At 45.4% G+C, this 17,137-nt stretch carries 19 protein-coding genes; 10 read left to right on the forward strand and 9 right to left on the reverse strand.

Annotated features, from left to right (window positions below):
- Positions 1-57 precede the first annotated feature (57 nt).
- The 3 genes from yjjG (at position 58) to L5M28_RS17215 (ending at position 2,831) form a co-directional block, all read left to right on the forward strand.
- Entirely contained in the window at positions 58-738 is a 681-nt protein-coding gene (yjjG, locus tag L5M28_RS17205) for a pyrimidine 5'-nucleotidase (RefSeq protein ID WP_131523988.1), read from the forward strand.
- 504 nt (positions 739-1,242) lie between these two features.
- Positions 1,243-1,524: a helix-turn-helix domain-containing protein gene (locus L5M28_RS17210; protein ID WP_006079858.1), complete on the forward strand. Its 282-nt coding sequence runs from the start codon at positions 1,243-1,245 to the stop codon at positions 1,522-1,524.
- Entirely contained in the window at positions 1,524-2,831 is a 1,308-nt protein-coding gene (locus tag L5M28_RS17215; protein ID WP_263197147.1) for a type II toxin-antitoxin system HipA family toxin, read from the forward strand. Before L5M28_RS17210 ends, L5M28_RS17215 begins: the two co-directional genes overlap by 1 nt.
- A gap of 456 nt (positions 2,832-3,287) precedes the next feature.
- On the opposite strand, the gene L5M28_RS17220 is transcribed toward L5M28_RS17215, so the two are convergent.
- Together L5M28_RS17220 and L5M28_RS17225 are read right to left on the reverse strand one after the other, a co-directional pair.
- Positions 3,288-3,428: a hypothetical protein gene (locus L5M28_RS17220; RefSeq protein WP_258547664.1), complete on the reverse strand. Its 141-nt coding sequence runs from the start codon at positions 3,426-3,428 to the stop codon at positions 3,288-3,290.
- 146 nt (positions 3,429-3,574) lie between these two features.
- Positions 3,575-4,438, reverse strand: coding sequence for a YicC/YloC family endoribonuclease (locus L5M28_RS17225; protein WP_006086670.1), 864 nt, complete (start codon positions 4,436-4,438; stop codon positions 3,575-3,577).
- Between the two features lie 211 nt (positions 4,439-4,649).
- On the opposite strand from L5M28_RS17225, the gene rph reads away from it, so the two are divergent.
- Positions 4,650-5,363, forward strand: coding sequence for a ribonuclease PH (rph, locus tag L5M28_RS17230; RefSeq protein ID WP_006079862.1), 714 nt, complete (start codon positions 4,650-4,652; stop codon positions 5,361-5,363).
- Between the two features lie 163 nt (positions 5,364-5,526).
- Positions 5,527-6,168 (forward strand): orotate phosphoribosyltransferase, encoded by a 642-nt coding sequence (pyrE, locus tag L5M28_RS17235; protein ID WP_006079863.1) that lies wholly within the window; start codon positions 5,527-5,529, stop codon positions 6,166-6,168.
- 225 nt (positions 6,169-6,393) lie between these two features.
- On the opposite strand, the gene folE is transcribed toward pyrE, so the two are convergent.
- From folE to coaBC, 5 genes are all read right to left on the reverse strand, one after another.
- Entirely contained in the window at positions 6,394-7,044 is a 651-nt protein-coding gene (folE, locus tag L5M28_RS17240) for a GTP cyclohydrolase I FolE (RefSeq protein WP_006079864.1), read from the reverse strand.
- Positions 7,045-7,314: 270 nt separating this feature from the next.
- Positions 7,315-9,303 (reverse strand): alpha/beta hydrolase family protein, encoded by a 1,989-nt coding sequence (locus L5M28_RS17245; protein WP_263204069.1) that lies wholly within the window; start codon positions 9,301-9,303, stop codon positions 7,315-7,317.
- 135 nt (positions 9,304-9,438) lie between these two features.
- Positions 9,439-10,032 (reverse strand): nucleoid occlusion factor SlmA, encoded by a 594-nt coding sequence (gene slmA / locus L5M28_RS17250; protein WP_113941097.1) that lies wholly within the window; start codon positions 10,030-10,032, stop codon positions 9,439-9,441.
- Between the two features lie 34 nt (positions 10,033-10,066).
- Complete coding sequence (dut, locus tag L5M28_RS17255) at positions 10,067-10,525, reverse strand: dUTP diphosphatase (protein ID WP_168826554.1); 459 nt, start codon at positions 10,523-10,525, stop codon at positions 10,067-10,069.
- Positions 10,522-11,745 (reverse strand): bifunctional phosphopantothenoylcysteine decarboxylase/phosphopantothenate--cysteine ligase CoaBC, encoded by a 1,224-nt coding sequence (coaBC, locus tag L5M28_RS17260; RefSeq protein ID WP_168826592.1) that lies wholly within the window; start codon positions 11,743-11,745, stop codon positions 10,522-10,524. The genes dut and coaBC overlap by 4 nt, the downstream gene beginning before the upstream one ends.
- A gap of 122 nt (positions 11,746-11,867) precedes the next feature.
- Here coaBC and radC point away from each other — a divergent pair, with 122 nt between their 5' ends.
- From radC to L5M28_RS17285, 5 genes are all read left to right on the forward strand, one after another.
- The gene (gene radC, locus L5M28_RS17265; RefSeq protein ID WP_113941095.1) at positions 11,868-12,545 is read left to right on the forward strand and encodes a RadC family protein; all 678 of its coding nucleotides are present in this window, start codon (positions 11,868-11,870) and stop codon (positions 12,543-12,545) included.
- Positions 12,546-12,666: 121 nt separating this feature from the next.
- Positions 12,667-12,903, forward strand: a complete 237-nt coding sequence (rpmB, locus tag L5M28_RS17270) for a 50S ribosomal protein L28 (protein WP_006079870.1) — start codon at positions 12,667-12,669, stop codon at positions 12,901-12,903.
- Between the two features lie 6 nt (positions 12,904-12,909).
- Positions 12,910-13,083, forward strand: coding sequence for a 50S ribosomal protein L33 (rpmG, locus tag L5M28_RS17275; protein ID WP_006079871.1), 174 nt, complete (start codon positions 12,910-12,912; stop codon positions 13,081-13,083).
- A gap of 323 nt (positions 13,084-13,406) precedes the next feature.
- Positions 13,407-14,726, forward strand: coding sequence for an amino-acid N-acetyltransferase (gene argA / locus L5M28_RS17280; RefSeq protein ID WP_105251176.1), 1,320 nt, complete (start codon positions 13,407-13,409; stop codon positions 14,724-14,726).
- Positions 14,727-14,845: 119 nt separating this feature from the next.
- A complete protein-coding gene (locus tag L5M28_RS17285) occupies positions 14,846-15,364 on the forward strand; it encodes a PH domain-containing protein (protein WP_198572570.1) in 519 nt (172 codons plus the stop codon).
- A gap of 49 nt (positions 15,365-15,413) precedes the next feature.
- Here the strand turns inward: L5M28_RS17285 and rarD are convergent, their stop codons facing one another.
- Entirely contained in the window at positions 15,414-16,298 is an 885-nt protein-coding gene (rarD, locus tag L5M28_RS17290) for an EamA family transporter RarD (protein ID WP_198572571.1), read from the reverse strand.
- Between the two features lie 205 nt (positions 16,299-16,503).
- The gene (locus L5M28_RS17295; protein WP_263197877.1) at positions 16,504-16,968 is read right to left on the reverse strand and encodes a thioesterase family protein; all 465 of its coding nucleotides are present in this window, start codon (positions 16,966-16,968) and stop codon (positions 16,504-16,506) included.
- Positions 16,969-17,137: the final 169 nt, after the last annotated feature.

The following is a 17,137-nucleotide window of genomic DNA, read 5'->3' on the forward strand; positions in this document are numbered from 1 at the left end:
TATGCCACTGAACGGCATAGGATGGGTCTTAGCTATTTTGTCAGAAAGAGAGTTCCTATGTCCTTGCCTTACCAATGGATTTTGTTCGATGCCGATGAAACCCTATTTTATTTCGATGCCTTAAAAGGGCTTAAATTGATGTTTAGTGAGTTTGGGGTCGATTTTACCCAAGCCGATTTTGATGAGTATCAGTTAGTTAACAAACCACTTTGGGTCGATTATCAAGATGGCAAGATAACTGCTGCTGAGTTGCAGACCATACGTTTCGAGCCTTGGGCAGCCAAATTATCTGTCACGGCGATGACGCTTAATAGTGCCTTTTTATCGGCAATGGCCGAAATTTGTTCGCCGCTACCCGGTGCCCGCGAGTTATTAGCCGCGCTCCAAGGTAAGGCAAAATTAGGCATCATCACTAACGGTTTCACTGAGCTACAAACCGTGCGATTAGAGCGTACAGGCTTACAGCATCATTTTGATATTTTAGTGATTTCAGAAAAAGTCGGCATAGCCAAACCTGATGTGGGCATCTTCGAACATGCCTTCGAACTCATGGGTCATCCTGAGCGCGATGCTGTGCTCATGGTCGGTGATAACCCGCATTCAGATATCCAAGGCGGTATCAACGCAGGTATTCATACTTGTTGGTATAACGTCCACGGCCACGATGTACCCGCCGGTATCGCCCCACACTATCAAGTGAGCTCGCACCAAGAGCTGCAAAAAATCCTGTTACCGTAAATAATTGTTCACTGAGCCTAGCTCAGCACTTCGCACTCGATATTTTTGGCTAAGAGTGAGTGCTTTAACTGATATTTCCTCAGTGCCATAAAATACAAACAGCCCTTACATTAAGGGCTTTTTGGTATCTAAAACGCGTTAACTATCATTACTCAACGTTTTGGAACTGAATGTTGGTTTCTTATTGTTGCTATATAAATCAATGTGTTGAATTTAATTTCTTTATTTTTAAGTGATATTAGTCACCACTTTAGTCCCACTTTGTTAAGTGTGAAGTGGTTAGTTGTGTCGGTTCTGCATTTCAATTAAATTCAGCACTCCTTGGCAATGACTCCCCCATTTCTTTTGTCTTTTATGGTCAGGCTACCCGCCATAGCGGGTTGAACTATATTTAACGCCTATAGCGTGTGAATGTGTTTTTTAACGGCTTAAGCGTGTAAACCTTGATTTACCTGCTTTAGCGTGTACAGTAAGAGTTAAGAACAGTTTAAAGGTAAAGCTATCATGAAGGTGACCAACGCAAAACAGTTGAGTACGTATCTAAAAGATGCGCGACTGAACGCACAGCTCTCGCAAAGCAAGGTGGCTAGCAAGGTAGGTATTCGCCAGGATACCGTTTCAAGCTTTGAGTTGAACCCGGATTCGACCAAATTAGAAACGCTGTTTAAGATCCTTTCTGCATTAAACCTAGAGCTAGATATAAAGGTTCGGAATCCACAGCTGGTGGATGAGCGCCGCCATGATAACGCCACCGTGCCTGAGCAAGAATGGAAGGAGGAGTGGTAATGGCAGTGCTTGATGTTTATATGAATGGCTACCTTGTGGGTGAATTGACCAAATCATCCACAGGCTCTCATCAGTTTGCGTATGCCCAGCAGTGGCTAGCGATACCCGGTAGTCGCCCAATTTCTTTGTCTATGCCGCTACGCAAGCAAGCCTATAAAGGTGATGAAGTTTATAACTTCTTCGATAATTTGCTACCTGATAATCTCGAAGTGAGAAACAGGGTCGTTGCTCGTCATAATGCTGATTCGACACAAGCGTTTGACTTACTCGCTAAAATTGGTCAAGACAGTGTGGGTGCATTACAGCTTGTCCCCCATGGTCAGCCCCCCTTTGATACCAAAAAGATTGAGTCTAAACCGCTATCCGATAAGCAGTTGGAAAATGTACTCAAGGGTTATCAGTCCAATATCCCCTTAGGCATGCTAGCCGATGACGATGACTTTAGGATTTCTATTGCCGGTGCCCAAGAAAAGACGGCATTACTTAAACTCAATGGAGAGTGGCGATTACCTATCAAATCGACACCCACTACCCATATCATTAAGCTACCTATAGGTGAAATAAACAGCCACTCTCACAGTATAGATATGTCTGACAGCGTCGAGAATGAATACCTGTGCATGATGATAGTCAGAGAGTTTGGCTTAGATGCACCCCGGTGCTCAATAATCAAAGTGGGTGATATTAAAGCGCTTGCTGTGGAGCGATTCGATCGCAGGCTCTCTTCAGATGGCACATGGATTATGCGGCTGCCCCAAGAGGACTTTTGTCAGACATTAAATATTCCACCAGCGAAGAAATATGAGAGCCATGGTGGCCCGGGTATTGAACAAATTATGCCTTATCTATTGGGTTCGATGAACTCGGAGCGCGACAGATATAACTTCATCAAGTCTCAGGTTTTGTTTTGGCTTTTAGCCGCAACCGATGGTCATGCTAAAAACTTCTCACTCTTCATTGAGGTCGATGGCGGATATCGACTAACGCCTTTTTACGATATTTTATCCATGTACCCTGTTATTGGTGGTAAAGGCTTAAATATTCGTGATGCCAAGCTCGCTATGGGCCTCAAGGCGGCTAAGGGTAAGAAGTATCAAATCAATCAAATTTTTCCACGGCACTTTATCCAAACTGCTAAAGCTGTGGGCTTTGATACTGGGATTATGATGGAGATGATGCGCGACATTGCTGACAAGGTAGAGGCTGTGGTTGTTAAGGTTAAAGCGCAGCTGCCAGATGATTTTCCACCACACATACAGGATTCAATATTGAACGGTTTAACTGACAGAATTAAGCGCATAGCTTAGAAACGGTAATGGTTAGGTGACATTAATCGTATTGAGTCAAGCTGTTTCAATTTTTACTCTAGTTTTAAATCAGTTGTATGTGTCGATTAATTGCTGCTTTGTAAACATGTTTGCAATACATGTCGATTGAATCGACATCAGCCACAACTTAATTATGCTAATTTTCTGTACCCATTTTCATCTTGTTGAGGCAAACACAGTGGCTTGGACTAGGTGTTAAATTAATACACGACACCATATAAGTTGGATGCACAGGTATGGCATGTATCGCTATTAAACATGTGGCCAATATTCTTCATTTTTTGCAATGTATGGATTTTCTTCACTGATTGATACTGTTTGAGCTCTTCAGGTGTTAAAAATCGTTTTTTCAGTCACCAACTCGATGAGTGGCGTATTCGCACATAGATCTACAGAGTCCAATAAGCCAAAAGGTTTGAATCTCGGGACATGCGGTCAACCATAGCAAAAAAGTGACTCGACATTGTTAGGGATGACTAAACCAATAAAACGGTAAGTCCATTCAGGATTGCCGATAAAGTGGATGGCATTTTGCTCTAAAAGCGATTCAATCGTAGGTATGGTATTTAGTTCCATTACAAATCCTTGTGTATTAATGCACTGCATAGCGTCCGATTTTGAGCATTTCAAAAGCACTTTTAACAGGTTTTTTCTCAGTGCCATAAAATACAAAAAGCCCTTAAATTAAGGGCTTTTTGGTATCTAAAACGCGTTAACTATCATTACTCAACGTTTTGGATCTGCTCGCGCATTTGCTCGATGAGCACTTTAAGTTCAACTGCGGCTGAGGTGATTTCAGTGCTGATGGATTTAGAGGCGAGTGTGTTCGATTCGCGGTTGAATTCTTGCATCATAAAATCTAAACGGCGACCTTCGCTGCCGCCTTTTTTGAGGATGCGGCGAGCTTCGGCCACATGGGCTTCGAGTCTGTCCATTTCTTCGGCGACATCTTGTTTCTGAGCCAGAAGCACCATTTCTTGCTCGATGCGGGCTGGGTCGAGTTCACCTTTGATTTCTGCAAGGCGGTTGGTGAGCTTTTCGCGTTGATACAGCATCACCGTTGGCATGTGCTCGCGTACGACCGCGATTTGCTCGCTGACTCCGTCTAAGCGGCTTAACAGCATGTCTTTGATGGCTTCGCCTTCACGGCCACGGGCTTCGATGAATTGATCTATGGCTGAGTCGAAGGCTGTCATCAGATCGGCGCCGATGGCATCCATATCTTGTTCACCGCTCGCTAGCACGCCCGGCCAGCGCAGGATGTCGGTCAGATTGACATCGCCTTGTCCCGCTTCTTGCTTGAGCCAAGTGGCGGCGCCTAATAGCTGTTTTGCTAGCGCTTGATTCAACTGTAGCTCGTTATTGCTGTTATCTGCCAATTCGTAACGCAAATTGACTTCCACTTTGCCGCGGCTTAAACGTTTACGAAGGCGGTCGCGCAGTACGGGTTCGAAGCTGCGGAATTGCTCGGGTAAACGTAGGTAAGTTTCGAGATAACGTTGATTGACTGAGCGAATTTCCCAGGAGGCAGTGCCCCATTGTGCTTTGTGCTCGATGCGAGCGTAGGCTGTCATGCTTTGGATCATGGGTTGTCCTAATGGTGTAATCGTCATAATGAGGGGCGATTATAGAGTCAATGGCTTTAGGATTAAAGGCATACCGCCAATAGCGACCGGGATTAGGTGTTTGAGTGTGATGAGTTTGCCAGAGAATCACCCTAAGCATGGCATCCTAAGGCTCAAGCCCTTATAATATGCAGCCAAAATCGGTCAATGACTCAGAATACAGGAATCTCGCATGCGTCCAAGTAACAGAACGCCAGCACAAACTCGTCCCATCACTATCACTCGCCAGTTTACGGCCCATGCCGAAGGTTCTGTGTTAGTGGAATTTGGCGAAACGAAAGTGCTTTGTACCGCCAGTTTTACTGAAGGTGTGCCACGTTTCCTTAAAGGTCAGGGTCAAGGCTGGGTAACGGCTGAATACGGCATGTTGCCACGTTCGACCCATAGCCGTATGGATCGTGAAGCTGCTCGCGGTAAACAATCTGGTCGTACGCAAGAAATTCAACGTCTTATCGGCCGTGCTCTACGCGCCTGTGTGGATATGAAAGCCCTAGGCGAAAACACTATCGTGATCGATTGTGATGTGATCCAAGCTGACGGTGGCACGCGCACTGCTTCTATCACTGGCGCTTGTGTGGCCTTAGTGGATGCGCTGAACTGGGCGCGTGGTAAAGGCATCATTAAATCTAACCCGCTTAAATTCCTTATCGCTGCTGTCAGCGTCGGTATTTACAAGGGTGAAGCAATAAGCGATCTAGAATATATCGAAGACAGCGCCGCCGAAACTGACATGAACGTGGTGATGACGGAAACGGGCAAGATCATCGAAATTCAAGGCACCGCCGAAGGCGAGCCATTCAGCCACGAAGAATTACTCGAACTGTTGGCATTGGCGAAGAACAGTATTCGTGAAATCGTCGATGTGCAGAAAGCCGCACTGAACTAATATTGTGGTGATGAAAAAGCCCCGTCATGTTATAGAGTGCGGGGCTTTTTATTAACTGCAGCTTTTTATCTGCAGCAAGATGCTAGTGTAAAGCAAGCCCTGTACCGAATAAAAATTCCCCATAATAAAAAACCATTAAAATACAAAGTCGTAAGGAGATATTGTGAAAGCTTATCAACGTGAGTTTATTGAATTTGCCCTAGAACGTCAGGTGTTGCGATTTGGCGAATTTACCCTTAAATCGGGCCGTATCAGTCCTTATTTCTTCAATGCGGGTTTGTTCAATACTGGCCGTGATTTAGCGCGTCTGGGCCGTTTTTATGCCGCTGCGTTAGTGGATTCAGGTATTGATTACGACTTGCTGTTTGGCCCTGCTTACAAAGGTATTCCGATTGCGACCACTACGGCCGTTGCCCTGTGTGAGCATCACGATATTGACATTCCTTACTGCTTTAACCGCAAAGAGAAAAAAGATCACGGCGAAGGTGGCAGCTTAGTTGGTAGCGAGCTTAAAGGCCGCGTGATGCTGGTGGACGATGTGATCACTGCCGGTACTGCGATCCGTGAATCGATGGAAATCATCGAAGCCCATAAAGCACAATTAGCGGGCGTTTTGATTGCCTTAGACAGACAAGAAAAGGGCAAGGGCGAATTGTCGGCAATTCAAGAGGTGGAGCGTGATTTTGGTTGCGGCATAGTGGCAATTATTAAACTCGCCGACCTAATCAGTTATTTGTCTGAAAAACCAGGGATGGAAGTGCAACTTGCCGCCGTGAGTCAGTATCGCGAGCAATACGGCATTTAAGTCTAGTGTTTGACGGCTGGTATTGATCAAGCGGCTATCGCAGGCTTGGTGAAATCAGTTAATCAACTGGCATTGATCTTCGCTAGGTTGAGAAGGGTTTGATTGAGTTGGTATGAAAACAAAAAACGCTGCGATTCTATAGAAGGAATCGCAGCGTTTTTTATTGAGCTGTATTGGTTGCTATTGATTTCGACACGTTTTAAATAGCGTTAAGTTTCAATACATTTATTTAGACTGGTGCAAAAACTCGGCGCGAGTTGCGGGGTTAGATTTGAAAATACCGCCCAGCGCTGTGGTAGTGGTCGAACTGGTGGAGTCCATCACGCCACGGGATTTGACGCAGTAATGCACGGCATCCATTTTAACGGCAACGTCTTTGGTTTCGAGCAAAGTTTGCAGCGCGACTAACACTTGCTGAGTTAGACGCTCTTGTACCTGAGGGCGTTGAGCAAAGAAACGTACAATACGGTTAATCTTTGATAAACCAATGATTTTTTTGCGTGGTAGATAAGCTATGGTGGCAGTGCCATCGATCGTCACTAAATGATGTTCGCAGGTGCTGGTAAGGCTAATGTCTTGTACTCGCACCATTTCATCGAAGCCCATCTTATTGTCGATCACAGTTATCTTAGGGAAGTTCGCATAATCTAAGCCGGAGAAGATTTCATCGACGTACATTTTAGCAATGCGGCGCGGCGTATCGGCAAGGCTATCGTCTGACAGATCCAATGACATTAATGTCAGGATTTCTTTCATATGATGTTCAATCTTGTCTTTACGTTCTTCACTGCTGTAAACGCTTGGGAGCATTGGGGTTTCAAGTCCACGTTCTAATAACGCGGCTTGTACTTTTACTGCTGCTTCACTTAATGCCATCTTATCCTCCACTACGTCGTAGCGGCTATAACAGAAAACCTATGCTGATCATCGTGTAGTACTAGGGCTGTTCAGCATCAGATACAAATTATTGTTATTCTCGCTAGGGCAAGAATAGGGGGAGGAGGATAGCGCGAATTGCAGACAATTCATACCGAAAAACGCGCATAGGCCATATGAAAAAGCCGATAGTCCTTATCGGAGATCGGCTTTAAATCAGCCACTGCGAATCGAGTTTAGCCTAGTAGTGTCGGCAAGTTTGAGTCAATTCTAAAGTTTCAGATTGGTTTTTAGGAAACTGAGCATTTGTTCATAGTATTTCGCTCTATGCTCATCGTTATAAAAACCGTGGCCTTCATTGTCCATCACCAGTTTTTGGTAAGGATAATTGTGAGCTTTTAGGCCTTTTTCGAGGGATTCGAGTTGTTCAATTGGCGCTCGCTCATCTTCACCACCATGCACCAATAGTATGTTTGCTTTGAGTTTATCGACGTTTTCAGAAGGAGACATTGCTTTAAGTACCGCTTTATCTTGGCCAAGCACATCCTTGAGATAGCTAGTACCAGAACGGCTGTTGGCGACATCGCCTTCATTAAACATCAATTCAAGATCATATACGCCAGCTACACCTATGGCGCATTTAAACATATCTGGCGCAAGCACTGCGCTCTGCAAGGCGCTGTACCCACCAAAACTGCCGCCAACGATACAAATGCGTTCCTTATCGGCAAAACCTTGGTCAATAACGTACTGGGTTGCATCGATAATGTCATGCTGAATATCTGAGCCCCATTTTTGATAGCCAGCGCGTTCAAATTGATCGCCATATCCGCCTGAACCACGGAAGTTGACCTGTAGAACAGCTATGCCTTGGCTTGCTAGATATTGGTTTTGTGGGTCAAAGCCCCACCAGTCACGTATACCGTGTGGACCACCGTGTGGATTGACGACTAAGGGTAGGTTTTTAGTTTCTTTACCAAAGGGAAGCGTTAGATATCCATGGAGTTGTTTACCATCACGGCTGGTGAAACTGATGGGTTTAACATCAGCCATTTGCTCTGGGTCGAGCCATTTTTTAGCGGCGGCTAGATATTCAAGTTTTAGTGTTTTCGTATCAAATATGTAGTAATCGCCAGGGTTTCGATCATTAAACGCAAGTACGACGAGTTTTGCTGCATCTCGGGTTTCGCTAACAATTCGTACTTGATGGCCGGGGAGAGCACCAAGCAGATCTTTTAGCAATTTAGCGTGCGAATCCTCATTATCGACAAAGGCATAACTTGGGTAACCATTTTCAAACTCGACGGCGTAAAGTTGTTTATTGGTGCCGTTAATCCAAAAGTTGCTAGGGTCAACGTTTTCATCCTGAATGATTTCAGTTTTATCGCCTGTTTCGAGATTAATTTTATAAACCCCTAAGGTTTCACCTTGGGAGCGTCCTGCTGCATAAATCGTATTTTTATCATCGGCAAAGGAGAGTGGTTTAAAATCAGCAAGACCTAGATTTAGTTTATCGGTATTTACCCAGTTACCGTCTTTGCGGTAGAACACTTTAGTAATGTTTTTATTGTCCTCACCTGCAACGAAGCGGACTTCACCTTGATGGTCTGTCATAAAACGGGCTCTGCCGATAGGTGAGCCTGTGATGCGTTTACGTGTGCCATTGAACAAGTCTACGCGATAGACATCTTGTGATAGTTCAAAGTCAAGATTGATCCTATCATTCCATGGAATAGCATTGACTAACATGTAGCGTTCATCATCTGGCAGAGGATCGAGGATAAACGCGCTCGCACGCATAGGGGTGTTTTTCTTGATATTTGAACCTGTTTGTTGCTCGCCACTCTCGAAGCCGAATAAATACGCTTTTCGTGAACCATCGGCATTTACCGCCATCAATTCACCGTAGTAGATAGGTGTGTCTTGCCAGCCTTTTAGGTATTCTTTTGCCAGTACCAGTCGCTCACTGTTGGCCCATTCATAGTCGCCGACTTGAGCATTATCGGGAAAACGTATCGCATTGAGGAGTTTTTTGGTTTGGGTATCTAAGATTAAGAGAACGTTTTTACCTTCGACACTTGTGATAGCGCTTAAATATTTACCAGTAGGCGATATTTTTACATCCGAGTACTCATCACCTTTGCTGAATAATTGTGCTTGCGATAACGCATTCGCGTTGGAGCTATTGGCTGCAAAGGTGGATATTGGAAGTATTGGTAAGCAAAGTGTCGCCAATGCGGCTAATCGGAAGAGTTTCATCTGACATCCTTGTAAAATCATTGTGTTTTTTGTTCTTAAAATGTTTTTCGAGGATAAAACAAAAGATGGGGCGAAACAAGGAAGGAATACCGAACATAAAGGACGATAGTTACCGTCCTTTATGTTGAAAAATCATTAGCTTTGTAAAAGTTGGTGCTGGATAAAACGCCACTGTTCATCGAAGTGTGTCGTCGGTTTGAGTTTGAATTCACTTCGTACAAATTGGGCGATGCGGCCTTCGGCAAAGGCTAACAGTAAATTGGCTAATATGGCTTCGTCTAAGTTGAAGCCTTTACCTTCTCGCAGGGTTTTTTCCCGTAAAATTTGCTTTAACTGGGTTTCAATTTTGGCAAATAAGTTACCAATACGGCTTCGCAGGCGTTCATTTTCACCGAGTAGAGCATCACCGTTGAGAACGCGGGAAATTCCTGGGTTACGCTCGGCAAAGATCAGCAGCAGTTGCAGTACCAACTGGCAGCGCTTCATGGTGTCTTTTTCGTCATCCATGATTAAATTGATGCGCGACAATAACGACTCTTCGATAAATTCGATTAAGCCTTCGAACATCCGCGCTTTACTCGGGAAGTGGCGATACAGTGCGGCTTCCGATACACCGACTTCTGAGGCCAGTTTCGCTGTGGTGATCCTTTGTCCGGGGTTGGTTTCTAGCATCTGCGCTAGACATTGCAGAATGTGTTCACGACGATTAATTTTTGGGCTTACAGCCATTGCAGTATCCTTGGCTCAATAACGACTTAGGGGATTATTTAGTGCCTGAATGGCCAAATCCGCCTTCACCACGGTCTGAGCTGTCGAACTCATCAACGAGTTTGAATTGTGCTTGTACCACAGGAACAAACACCAGTTGCGCGAGACGATCGCCCATTTCTAAGGTGAATGGACTGTCACCACGATTCCAACAAGATACCATTAAGGGGCCTTGGTAATCTGAATCTATGAGTCCGACTAGATTCCCCAGTACAATACCGTGTTTATGGCCAAGACCTGAGCGCGGTAAAATCACCGCTGCAAGTCCTGGGTCGGCCACATGAATGGCAATCCCCGTTGGAATAAGCACGGTTTCACCCGGTGCTATGGTCAAAGTCGTGTCGATCATGGCACGAAGATCCATGCCTGCACTGCCCGGCGTGGCGTAGGCAGGTAAAGGAAATTCTGAGCCGATACGGGAGTCGAGAATTTTTAATTCAATCGGTGTTTTCATGTATTTGTTTTTTCTTTCACTATCAACGAAAGTAATTGCCGTGCCAGCGTGAGTTTGTCAGTGGCGGGCAAATCTTGGCTACCTTGCGGCCAGAACACTCGCAGGGCATTGGCATCGGCATTAAAGCCAATACCTGCAACGGAAACGTCGTTTGCGGCGATCATGTTCAAGTTTTTACGTTTGAGCTTATCGCGGGCGTAGGTTTCTACATCATGGGTTTCTGCGGCGAATCCCACCACAAAAGGACGGTTAGGTAAGCTCGCAACCGTGGCTAAGATATCAGGATTCCTCACCAGCGCAAGTTGCATTTCTTCTGCCGATTTTTTGATCTTACAGGTGGCGATGTCGCTAATTCGATAGTCAGCAACGGCGGCGCAACCAATAAAAATATCTTTTTTATCAACGTTATCCATCACAGCATCGAGCATATTTTTCGCCGATTCAACATCGATGCGGGTCACGCCTTCTGGGGTGCTTAGATTCACTGGGCCAGAGACTAAGGTGACTGCTGCACCCATATCTGCCGCGGCTTTGGCGAGTGCAAAGCCCATTTTTCCAGAACTGTGATTTGAAATGTATCTGACGGGATCAATTGCTTCACGGGTTGGTCCGGCGGTGATCAGCACCGACTGTCCTGCGAGTGGCTTAAATTCAACGGCGTCAGGGGTGGCAAAAAATTGTGTAGCCAGTTCCGCTATGTCTAATGGCTCTAACATACGACCAGGGCCGACTTCACCACAGGCCTGACTGCCACTGGCGGGGCCCCAAAGTGTAAAACCACGTGATGCGAGGCTAGTTAAATTCGCTTGTGTAGCCAGATTACGGTACATCTGCTGATTCATTGCTGGACACAGGGCAATTGGCGCCTCAGTGGCAAGACATGTGGTGGTGATTAGCTCATCGGCCATGCCTGCATTAATCCGCGCCAATAGGTTTGCGGTTGCAGGGGCGATGATGACGAGATCTGCCCAACGAGCAAGTTCTATATGACCCATGGCTGCTTCTGCTGCGGGGTCGAGCAAGCTAGATGCCACTGGATGTCCAGACAACGCTTGCAGCGTCAGAGGCGTGATAAATTCCATCGCACTTTGGCTCATCACCACGCGCACATCAAAACCACGCTCCTTCAAGCGACGTACTAAATCAGCACTTTTATAGGCCGCAATACCGCCGCCAATGCCCAGCAGGACGTTTTTATTTGTCAGACTCACAGACATCATCCGAGATAGAAATAATGCCGGCAACAATATCACAAAGCGGTGAATTTTAGTGACTATCCCAGTTCAAAAAATCTCGTCCATACTCAGTAAAGTGAAAATATGTGAGATGACAGGGAGGTCACATGGGGATTAAAGATTGGCCTGAGGGCGAAGGTCCCAGAGATAAACTGTTACAAAAAGGAGCTGCGCATCTCTCGGATGCTGAATTACTGGCAGTATTGCTGCGTAACGGTTTAGCTGGATTAAACGCGGTTGACCTTGCTAGGTCGCTTATTTGCGAGTTTGGCGGCCTCAGAAACCTGCTCTGTGCCCCAAGAAATCAGGTGTGTCGACTTCCGGGCGTAGGACCTGTAAAATACGCCCAGCTTCAAGCTGCGGCCGAATTAGCGCGGCGTGTAGCGCAGGAAAATCTGCAAAGAGGTCAGGTTTTGACAAATCCCGATTTAACTCGGGACTATTTAATGCGACAATTGGCCGATCGCTCCTATGAAGTGTTCGCAGTTTTACTGCTGGATAGCCAGCATAGAGTGATTCAATTTGTCGAATTATTCCGCGGCACAATAGACTCAGCCTCAGTATATCCACGTGAAGTGGTGAGCTTAGTGCTGGAGAAAAAGGCCGCAGCAGTTATAGTTTGTCATAATCATCCGTCTGGTATTGCCGAGCCCAGTCAGGCTGACCGACGAATAACTGAGCGATTAAAAAATGCGTTAGCAACCATAGACGTATCCTTATTGGACCATATGGTTGTAGGTGATCGAGAGATAGTTTCTTTTGCAGAACGAGGCTGGATTAATTAATCTAACACTTGATCTTCACTCTGTGATCGTGTATAAAATGCGCCCTCTTTGTGCCTCGGGCGACGGCCATACGAGGCACATTAATGCTCGAGCGTTAAAATTGTTTTTGGAGAAGATTGACATGTCAAGAGTATGCCAAGTTACTGGCAAGAAGCCGATGGTTGGTAACAACCGTTCGCATGCAAAAAACGCGACCCGTCGTCGTTTTTTACCTAACCTACAAAACCACCGTTTTTGGTTAGAAGAAGAAAAGCGTTTCGTACAGTTACGTGTATCTACTAAAGGTATCCGTCTGATCGACAAAAAAGGTATCGAAGTTGTTGTTGCTGAACTTCGTGCCCGTGGCGAGAAGGTATAATAGATCATGGCTAAAGCTAAAGGTAATCGTGAGAAGATCAAATTAGTTTCTACAGCTAAGACTGGTCACTTCTACACAACTGAAAAAAACAAGCGTAACATGCCTGAAAAAATGGAAATCAAAAAATTTGATCCAGTTATTCGTCAGCACGTTATCTACAAAGAAGCCAAAATCAAGTAATCCTTGGTTAGTGTTTCGAGAAAAGCCCCTTATTTAAGGGGCTTTTTTTTGCACTTTTTTTAGTGGCTAGTCATCAAGTTGAGATAATTGCCTCGCAAACTGATGCCGCTGAATCATCCCCTGTGAAGTTAAAAAAGTGTGAACACTTACTGAAAATATAAAATAGTGCGGTTCTAAGCACTTTAAATCATCAAATCTGCACTTTAGTGAGAATAAATTCTTTATATGTGAATTAAAATGCAATACCATACGCGAAAGTTAGCGATTCATTCCTGGTGTGTCATAGTGACGCTGCCAGCTCAAAAATGAGGTGTAAATAACGCGTGCGTACCACTGAACTGGTTGATGGATTTCGTCATTCTGCCCCCTATGTTAATGCTCACAGAGGTAAAACTTTTGTGGTCATGCTGGGTGGTGAAGCTTTGGCTCAAAATCAATTCCGCGCCATCTTAAATGATGTCGCCCTGCTGCACAGTTTAGGGATCAAAGTGGTGTTGGTATATGGCGCTAGGCCGCAGATTGATGCTGCATTAGCCGCCAACGGTATTGCGCCTGCCTACCACGACGGTGTGCGTATCACGGATGAAGATTCGCTCAAAGTGATTAAGCAAGTTGCGGGGGCACTGCAATTTGATATCACAGCGCGTTTATCCATGAGTTTAAGTAATACGCCGATGCAAGGTGCGCAAATTAACTTAGTGAGCGGCAACTTTGTGATTGCTCAACCACTGGGTGTGGATAATGGTGTGGACTTTTGTCTGAGTGGCAAAGTGCGTCGTATTGATGTGCAAGGCTTAAAACGTCAGCTAGATAATCACTGCATCGTGTTGATGGGGCCGATTGCGGCTTCGGTTACTGGTGAAAGCTTTAATCTCACCGCTGAGGAAATCGCGACTCAAGTGGCAATTAAGCTTAAAGCAGACAAGATGATCGGCTTTAGCTCACAGAACGGTATTCTCGATCGTAATGGCGATGTAATTGCCGAGTTGATGCCAAATGATGCGCAAAACATCATGAACAAGCTGGCCGAGCAAGGGTCTGCTTGTGTTGGCACTATGGCGTTTCTCAAAGCCAGTATCGATGCTTGCCGCAATGGTGTGCCACGTTGTCATTTAGTTAGCTACCTTGAAGATGGTGCTTTACTACAAGAGCTGTTTTCCCGCGAAGGGATTGGTACACAAATCGTCACTGAGAGTGCTGAGCGTTTACGCTGTGCGTCGATCGCCGATATTGGCGGTGTGTTGAACCTTATCCGTCCATTGGAGGAACAAGGCATTCTGGTGCGTCGTAGTCGTGAGCAGCTTGAGATTGAAATCGAACAGTTCATGTTGATTGAGCGCGACGGTTTAGTGATTGGTTGCGCTGCGCTCTATCCTTTTGAAGAGGACAATGCGGGTGAGTTTGCTTGTTTGGTGGTGCATCCTGATTATCGCGATGCCGATAGAGGGAGCTTACTGCTGAAGAACATTATCAATCAGGCTAGAAACCGCGGTTATTCACGCTTGTTTGCGCTGACAACTCGGAGCATTCACTGGTTCTTAGAGCATGGTTTTGTGATTGAAGATGTTGAAGCACTGCCACAGAAGAAAAAGCAGTTGTATAACTATCAACGCCGCTCAAAAATTCTCGCGCTCGATCTTTAAGCCGTTCTAAATCAATCCAATCAATGCCAGCCTAGTACTCATATTAGCGCTGGCATTTTTATTGACATAATATGTCTTTATTGGCAGATTAAGACTTCACTGCATGGGAGATACTGCCAATGAGTCCTCAATTTTTTGAACTCGCCCCTTTAACCCAAACCTCTATCTTCAGTTTTATCGTCTTATTGCTCGGTTTAGCGGGTATCTTGCTGATGTTATGGCTAAAAAATATGCCTAAGATAGCGAAGTCGGCGAGTTTAGGTATATTGCTGGTGGTGATGGGCGGATTTTCTTGGGTCTTCTATCAATCGAATAGCGCCGAATTAGTGTTAACCGATACAGAGCTCACAGTGGATGTTCCCTTCTATAAAGTGCAGTTATCTCGCGTGGATTTATTGCCTGCCGAGGCGCGCATAGTCGATTTGCAGCAAGAGGCAGATTTAGCGCCGAGCTTTAAAACGAACGGCATAGGCATGCCAGGGTTTCAATTAGGCTGGTTTAAGTTGCAGGGGAAAGGCAGGGCATTTTTGGCGATAACAGATAAATCGCAGTTAGTGTTAGTGCCAACGACTAAAGGCTACAGTTTATTACTAACAGTACCGCAAGGGAGTGAGTTTTTAGCACAGTTACAGAAGTAATCATCATATGTCATCACTTCTGCCACTGTGTTTATCGGCGTGATAATGCTCACGCCGTTTTGCGTTTATAGGCCATATCTAAGGTAAAGACGAGCAGCGCGCTCCAGATAAAGCCGAAGGTCACGCCTTTTTCGGCATCGAAGGGCTCATTGAACAGACTCACCGCGAGGATGAACATAATACTCGGACCAATATATTGGAAAAAGCCGAGCATAGACAATGGAATACGTACCGCTGCCCCTGCAAAACACAGCAAAGGAATGGTAGTCACTATCCCTGCCGCCATTAACATCAGATTCAATTGCCAATCGTTAGTTAGCATGCTCGCCGTGGCTGTGTCTAAGGTTGCGACGAGATAAATCAGCGCTACCGGTAATAACACTGCGGTTTCGACCAATAAGCCGGCCTTAGCATCCACATTGACCTTTTTTCGCAGCAGCGCATAGAAACCAAAGGTACCCGCGAGTGCCAGTGAGACGATGGGAATTGAGCCAAAAGAGATTAACTGGATCAATACGCCAGCGCTGGCGAGTGAAACCGCAAACCATTGCAGTTTACGCAATCTTTCGCCTAGAAATAACATACCGAGTAAGACGTTGAGTAAAGGATTGATGAAGTAACCTAGGCTGGCATCGAGCATGTGATCGTTATTTACCGCCCAGATAAATAGTAGCCAGTTTCCCGCGATCAATATGGAAGTAATGGTGAGAACCATCAACTGTTTAGGCTGTTTAAACAGTAAGCGTAAGCGAGAAAAACCGCCGATAAACTGCATAATGATCAGCATAAACACGAATGACCAAATCACTCGATGGAGCAAAATTTCGGTGGCGGAAACATGGTTGAGTAATTTGAAATATAAAGGCGCAAAACCCCACATACAGTAAGCACTGACGGCAAGTAGGATCCCTTTGCGGTATTCAAGATTTGGCATGAGACATCTTCGAAGAACAACAAGGTGGCGATTGTAGGTGTGTCTGACCGCTGACTCAAGGGATTCGCCGCGTTCTTTTCGTTACAGAATATCTCCACAAAAAATTGAATGGGCGATTAAAGTCAGTAAACATCCTGTTAATCAAGACGTTTACCTTAGTCAGTTTTGAGCCCTAAGGCAGTAATACACATCTAAATTTAATCGCCTAACCCACCATATAAGTCCCTGTTCCAAAGGCGATATGCGTGCCTTGCTCATTATGTAGTTCCATGCGGCATACTGAAACTCGATTACCCGCACGAATGACGCTGCCCGTCCCCGTAAAGGTGAGGCCACGGCCAGGTCTAAGATAATCGACGCGCATATCAATCGTCCCTAAAGTTTGGAGGCGTTGTTGTAATTCTTCAATCGTCCAATCTTCACGGCTTGCGACCAGTCCTGCAAATGCGGTAAGTCCGCCGACCACATCCAGTACTGTAGCTGTGACACCGCCGTGGAGGATCTGTTGATGGATATTGCCAATAAGTTCTGGTTTCATATTGATGACCACTTCGACACCGTCGACATCGTAACGTTTGATATCGAGTCCGAGTAGATTATGGAAAGGGACATGTTGATCAAATACTGCTGCGACTCTTCTCAAAGCTTCGGCTTGGATTGGGTTTGTCATGGTTTCTCATCCTTGTCACTGAGTGACGGTATTAGGCGTAATTGGATTTGTTATCAACACTTAGATTAACAAAGTGCGGCTTAGAGCAATTAATCTACAGTGAAGCGTGCGCAGAATGCAACTTAAGCCAGATTGAAGATAAATTGGCTATGGGCATTATGGTTAGTTG

Origin of the sequence: Shewanella sp. SW32 (assembly GCF_025653365.1) — a bacterium.
In the GTDB taxonomy this organism is placed as follows: domain Bacteria; phylum Pseudomonadota; class Gammaproteobacteria; order Enterobacterales; family Shewanellaceae; genus Shewanella; species Shewanella oncorhynchi.

Excerpts from the sequence above, each read along its gene's own strand:
- yjjG (WP_131523988.1), top strand. The coding sequence starts at position 58 with ATGTCCTTGCCTTACCAATGGATTTTGTTCGATGCCGATGAAACCCTA.
- L5M28_RS17210 (WP_006079858.1), top strand. The coding sequence starts at position 1,243 with ATGAAGGTGACCAACGCAAAACAGTTGAGTACGTATCTAAAAGATGCG.
- L5M28_RS17215 (WP_263197147.1), top strand. The coding sequence starts at position 1,524 with ATGGCAGTGCTTGATGTTTATATGAATGGCTACCTTGTGGGTGAATTG.
- L5M28_RS17220 (WP_258547664.1), bottom strand. The coding sequence starts at position 3,428 with ATGGAACTAAATACCATACCTACGATTGAATCGCTTTTAGAGCAAAAT.
- L5M28_RS17225 (WP_006086670.1), bottom strand. The coding sequence starts at position 4,438 with ATGATCCAAAGCATGACAGCCTACGCTCGCATCGAGCACAAAGCACAA.
- rph (WP_006079862.1), top strand. The coding sequence starts at position 4,650 with ATGCGTCCAAGTAACAGAACGCCAGCACAAACTCGTCCCATCACTATC.
- folE (WP_006079864.1), bottom strand. The coding sequence starts at position 7,044 with ATGGCATTAAGTGAAGCAGCAGTAAAAGTACAAGCCGCGTTATTAGAA.
- L5M28_RS17245 (WP_263204069.1), bottom strand. The coding sequence starts at position 9,303 with ATGAAACTCTTCCGATTAGCCGCATTGGCGACACTTTGCTTACCAATA.
- slmA (WP_113941097.1), bottom strand. The coding sequence starts at position 10,032 with ATGGCTGTAAGCCCAAAAATTAATCGTCGTGAACACATTCTGCAATGT.
- dut (WP_168826554.1), bottom strand. The coding sequence starts at position 10,525 with ATGAAAACACCGATTGAATTAAAAATTCTCGACTCCCGTATCGGCTCA.
- coaBC (WP_168826592.1), bottom strand. The coding sequence starts at position 11,745 with ATGATGTCTGTGAGTCTGACAAATAAAAACGTCCTGCTGGGCATTGGC.
- radC (WP_113941095.1), top strand. The coding sequence starts at position 11,868 with ATGGGGATTAAAGATTGGCCTGAGGGCGAAGGTCCCAGAGATAAACTG.
- rpmB (WP_006079870.1), top strand. The coding sequence starts at position 12,667 with ATGTCAAGAGTATGCCAAGTTACTGGCAAGAAGCCGATGGTTGGTAAC.
- rpmG (WP_006079871.1), top strand. The coding sequence starts at position 12,910 with ATGGCTAAAGCTAAAGGTAATCGTGAGAAGATCAAATTAGTTTCTACA.
- L5M28_RS17285 (WP_198572570.1), top strand. The coding sequence starts at position 14,846 with ATGAGTCCTCAATTTTTTGAACTCGCCCCTTTAACCCAAACCTCTATC.
- rarD (WP_198572571.1), bottom strand. The coding sequence starts at position 16,298 with ATGCCAAATCTTGAATACCGCAAAGGGATCCTACTTGCCGTCAGTGCT.
- L5M28_RS17295 (WP_263197877.1), bottom strand. The coding sequence starts at position 16,968 with ATGACAAACCCAATCCAAGCCGAAGCTTTGAGAAGAGTCGCAGCAGTA.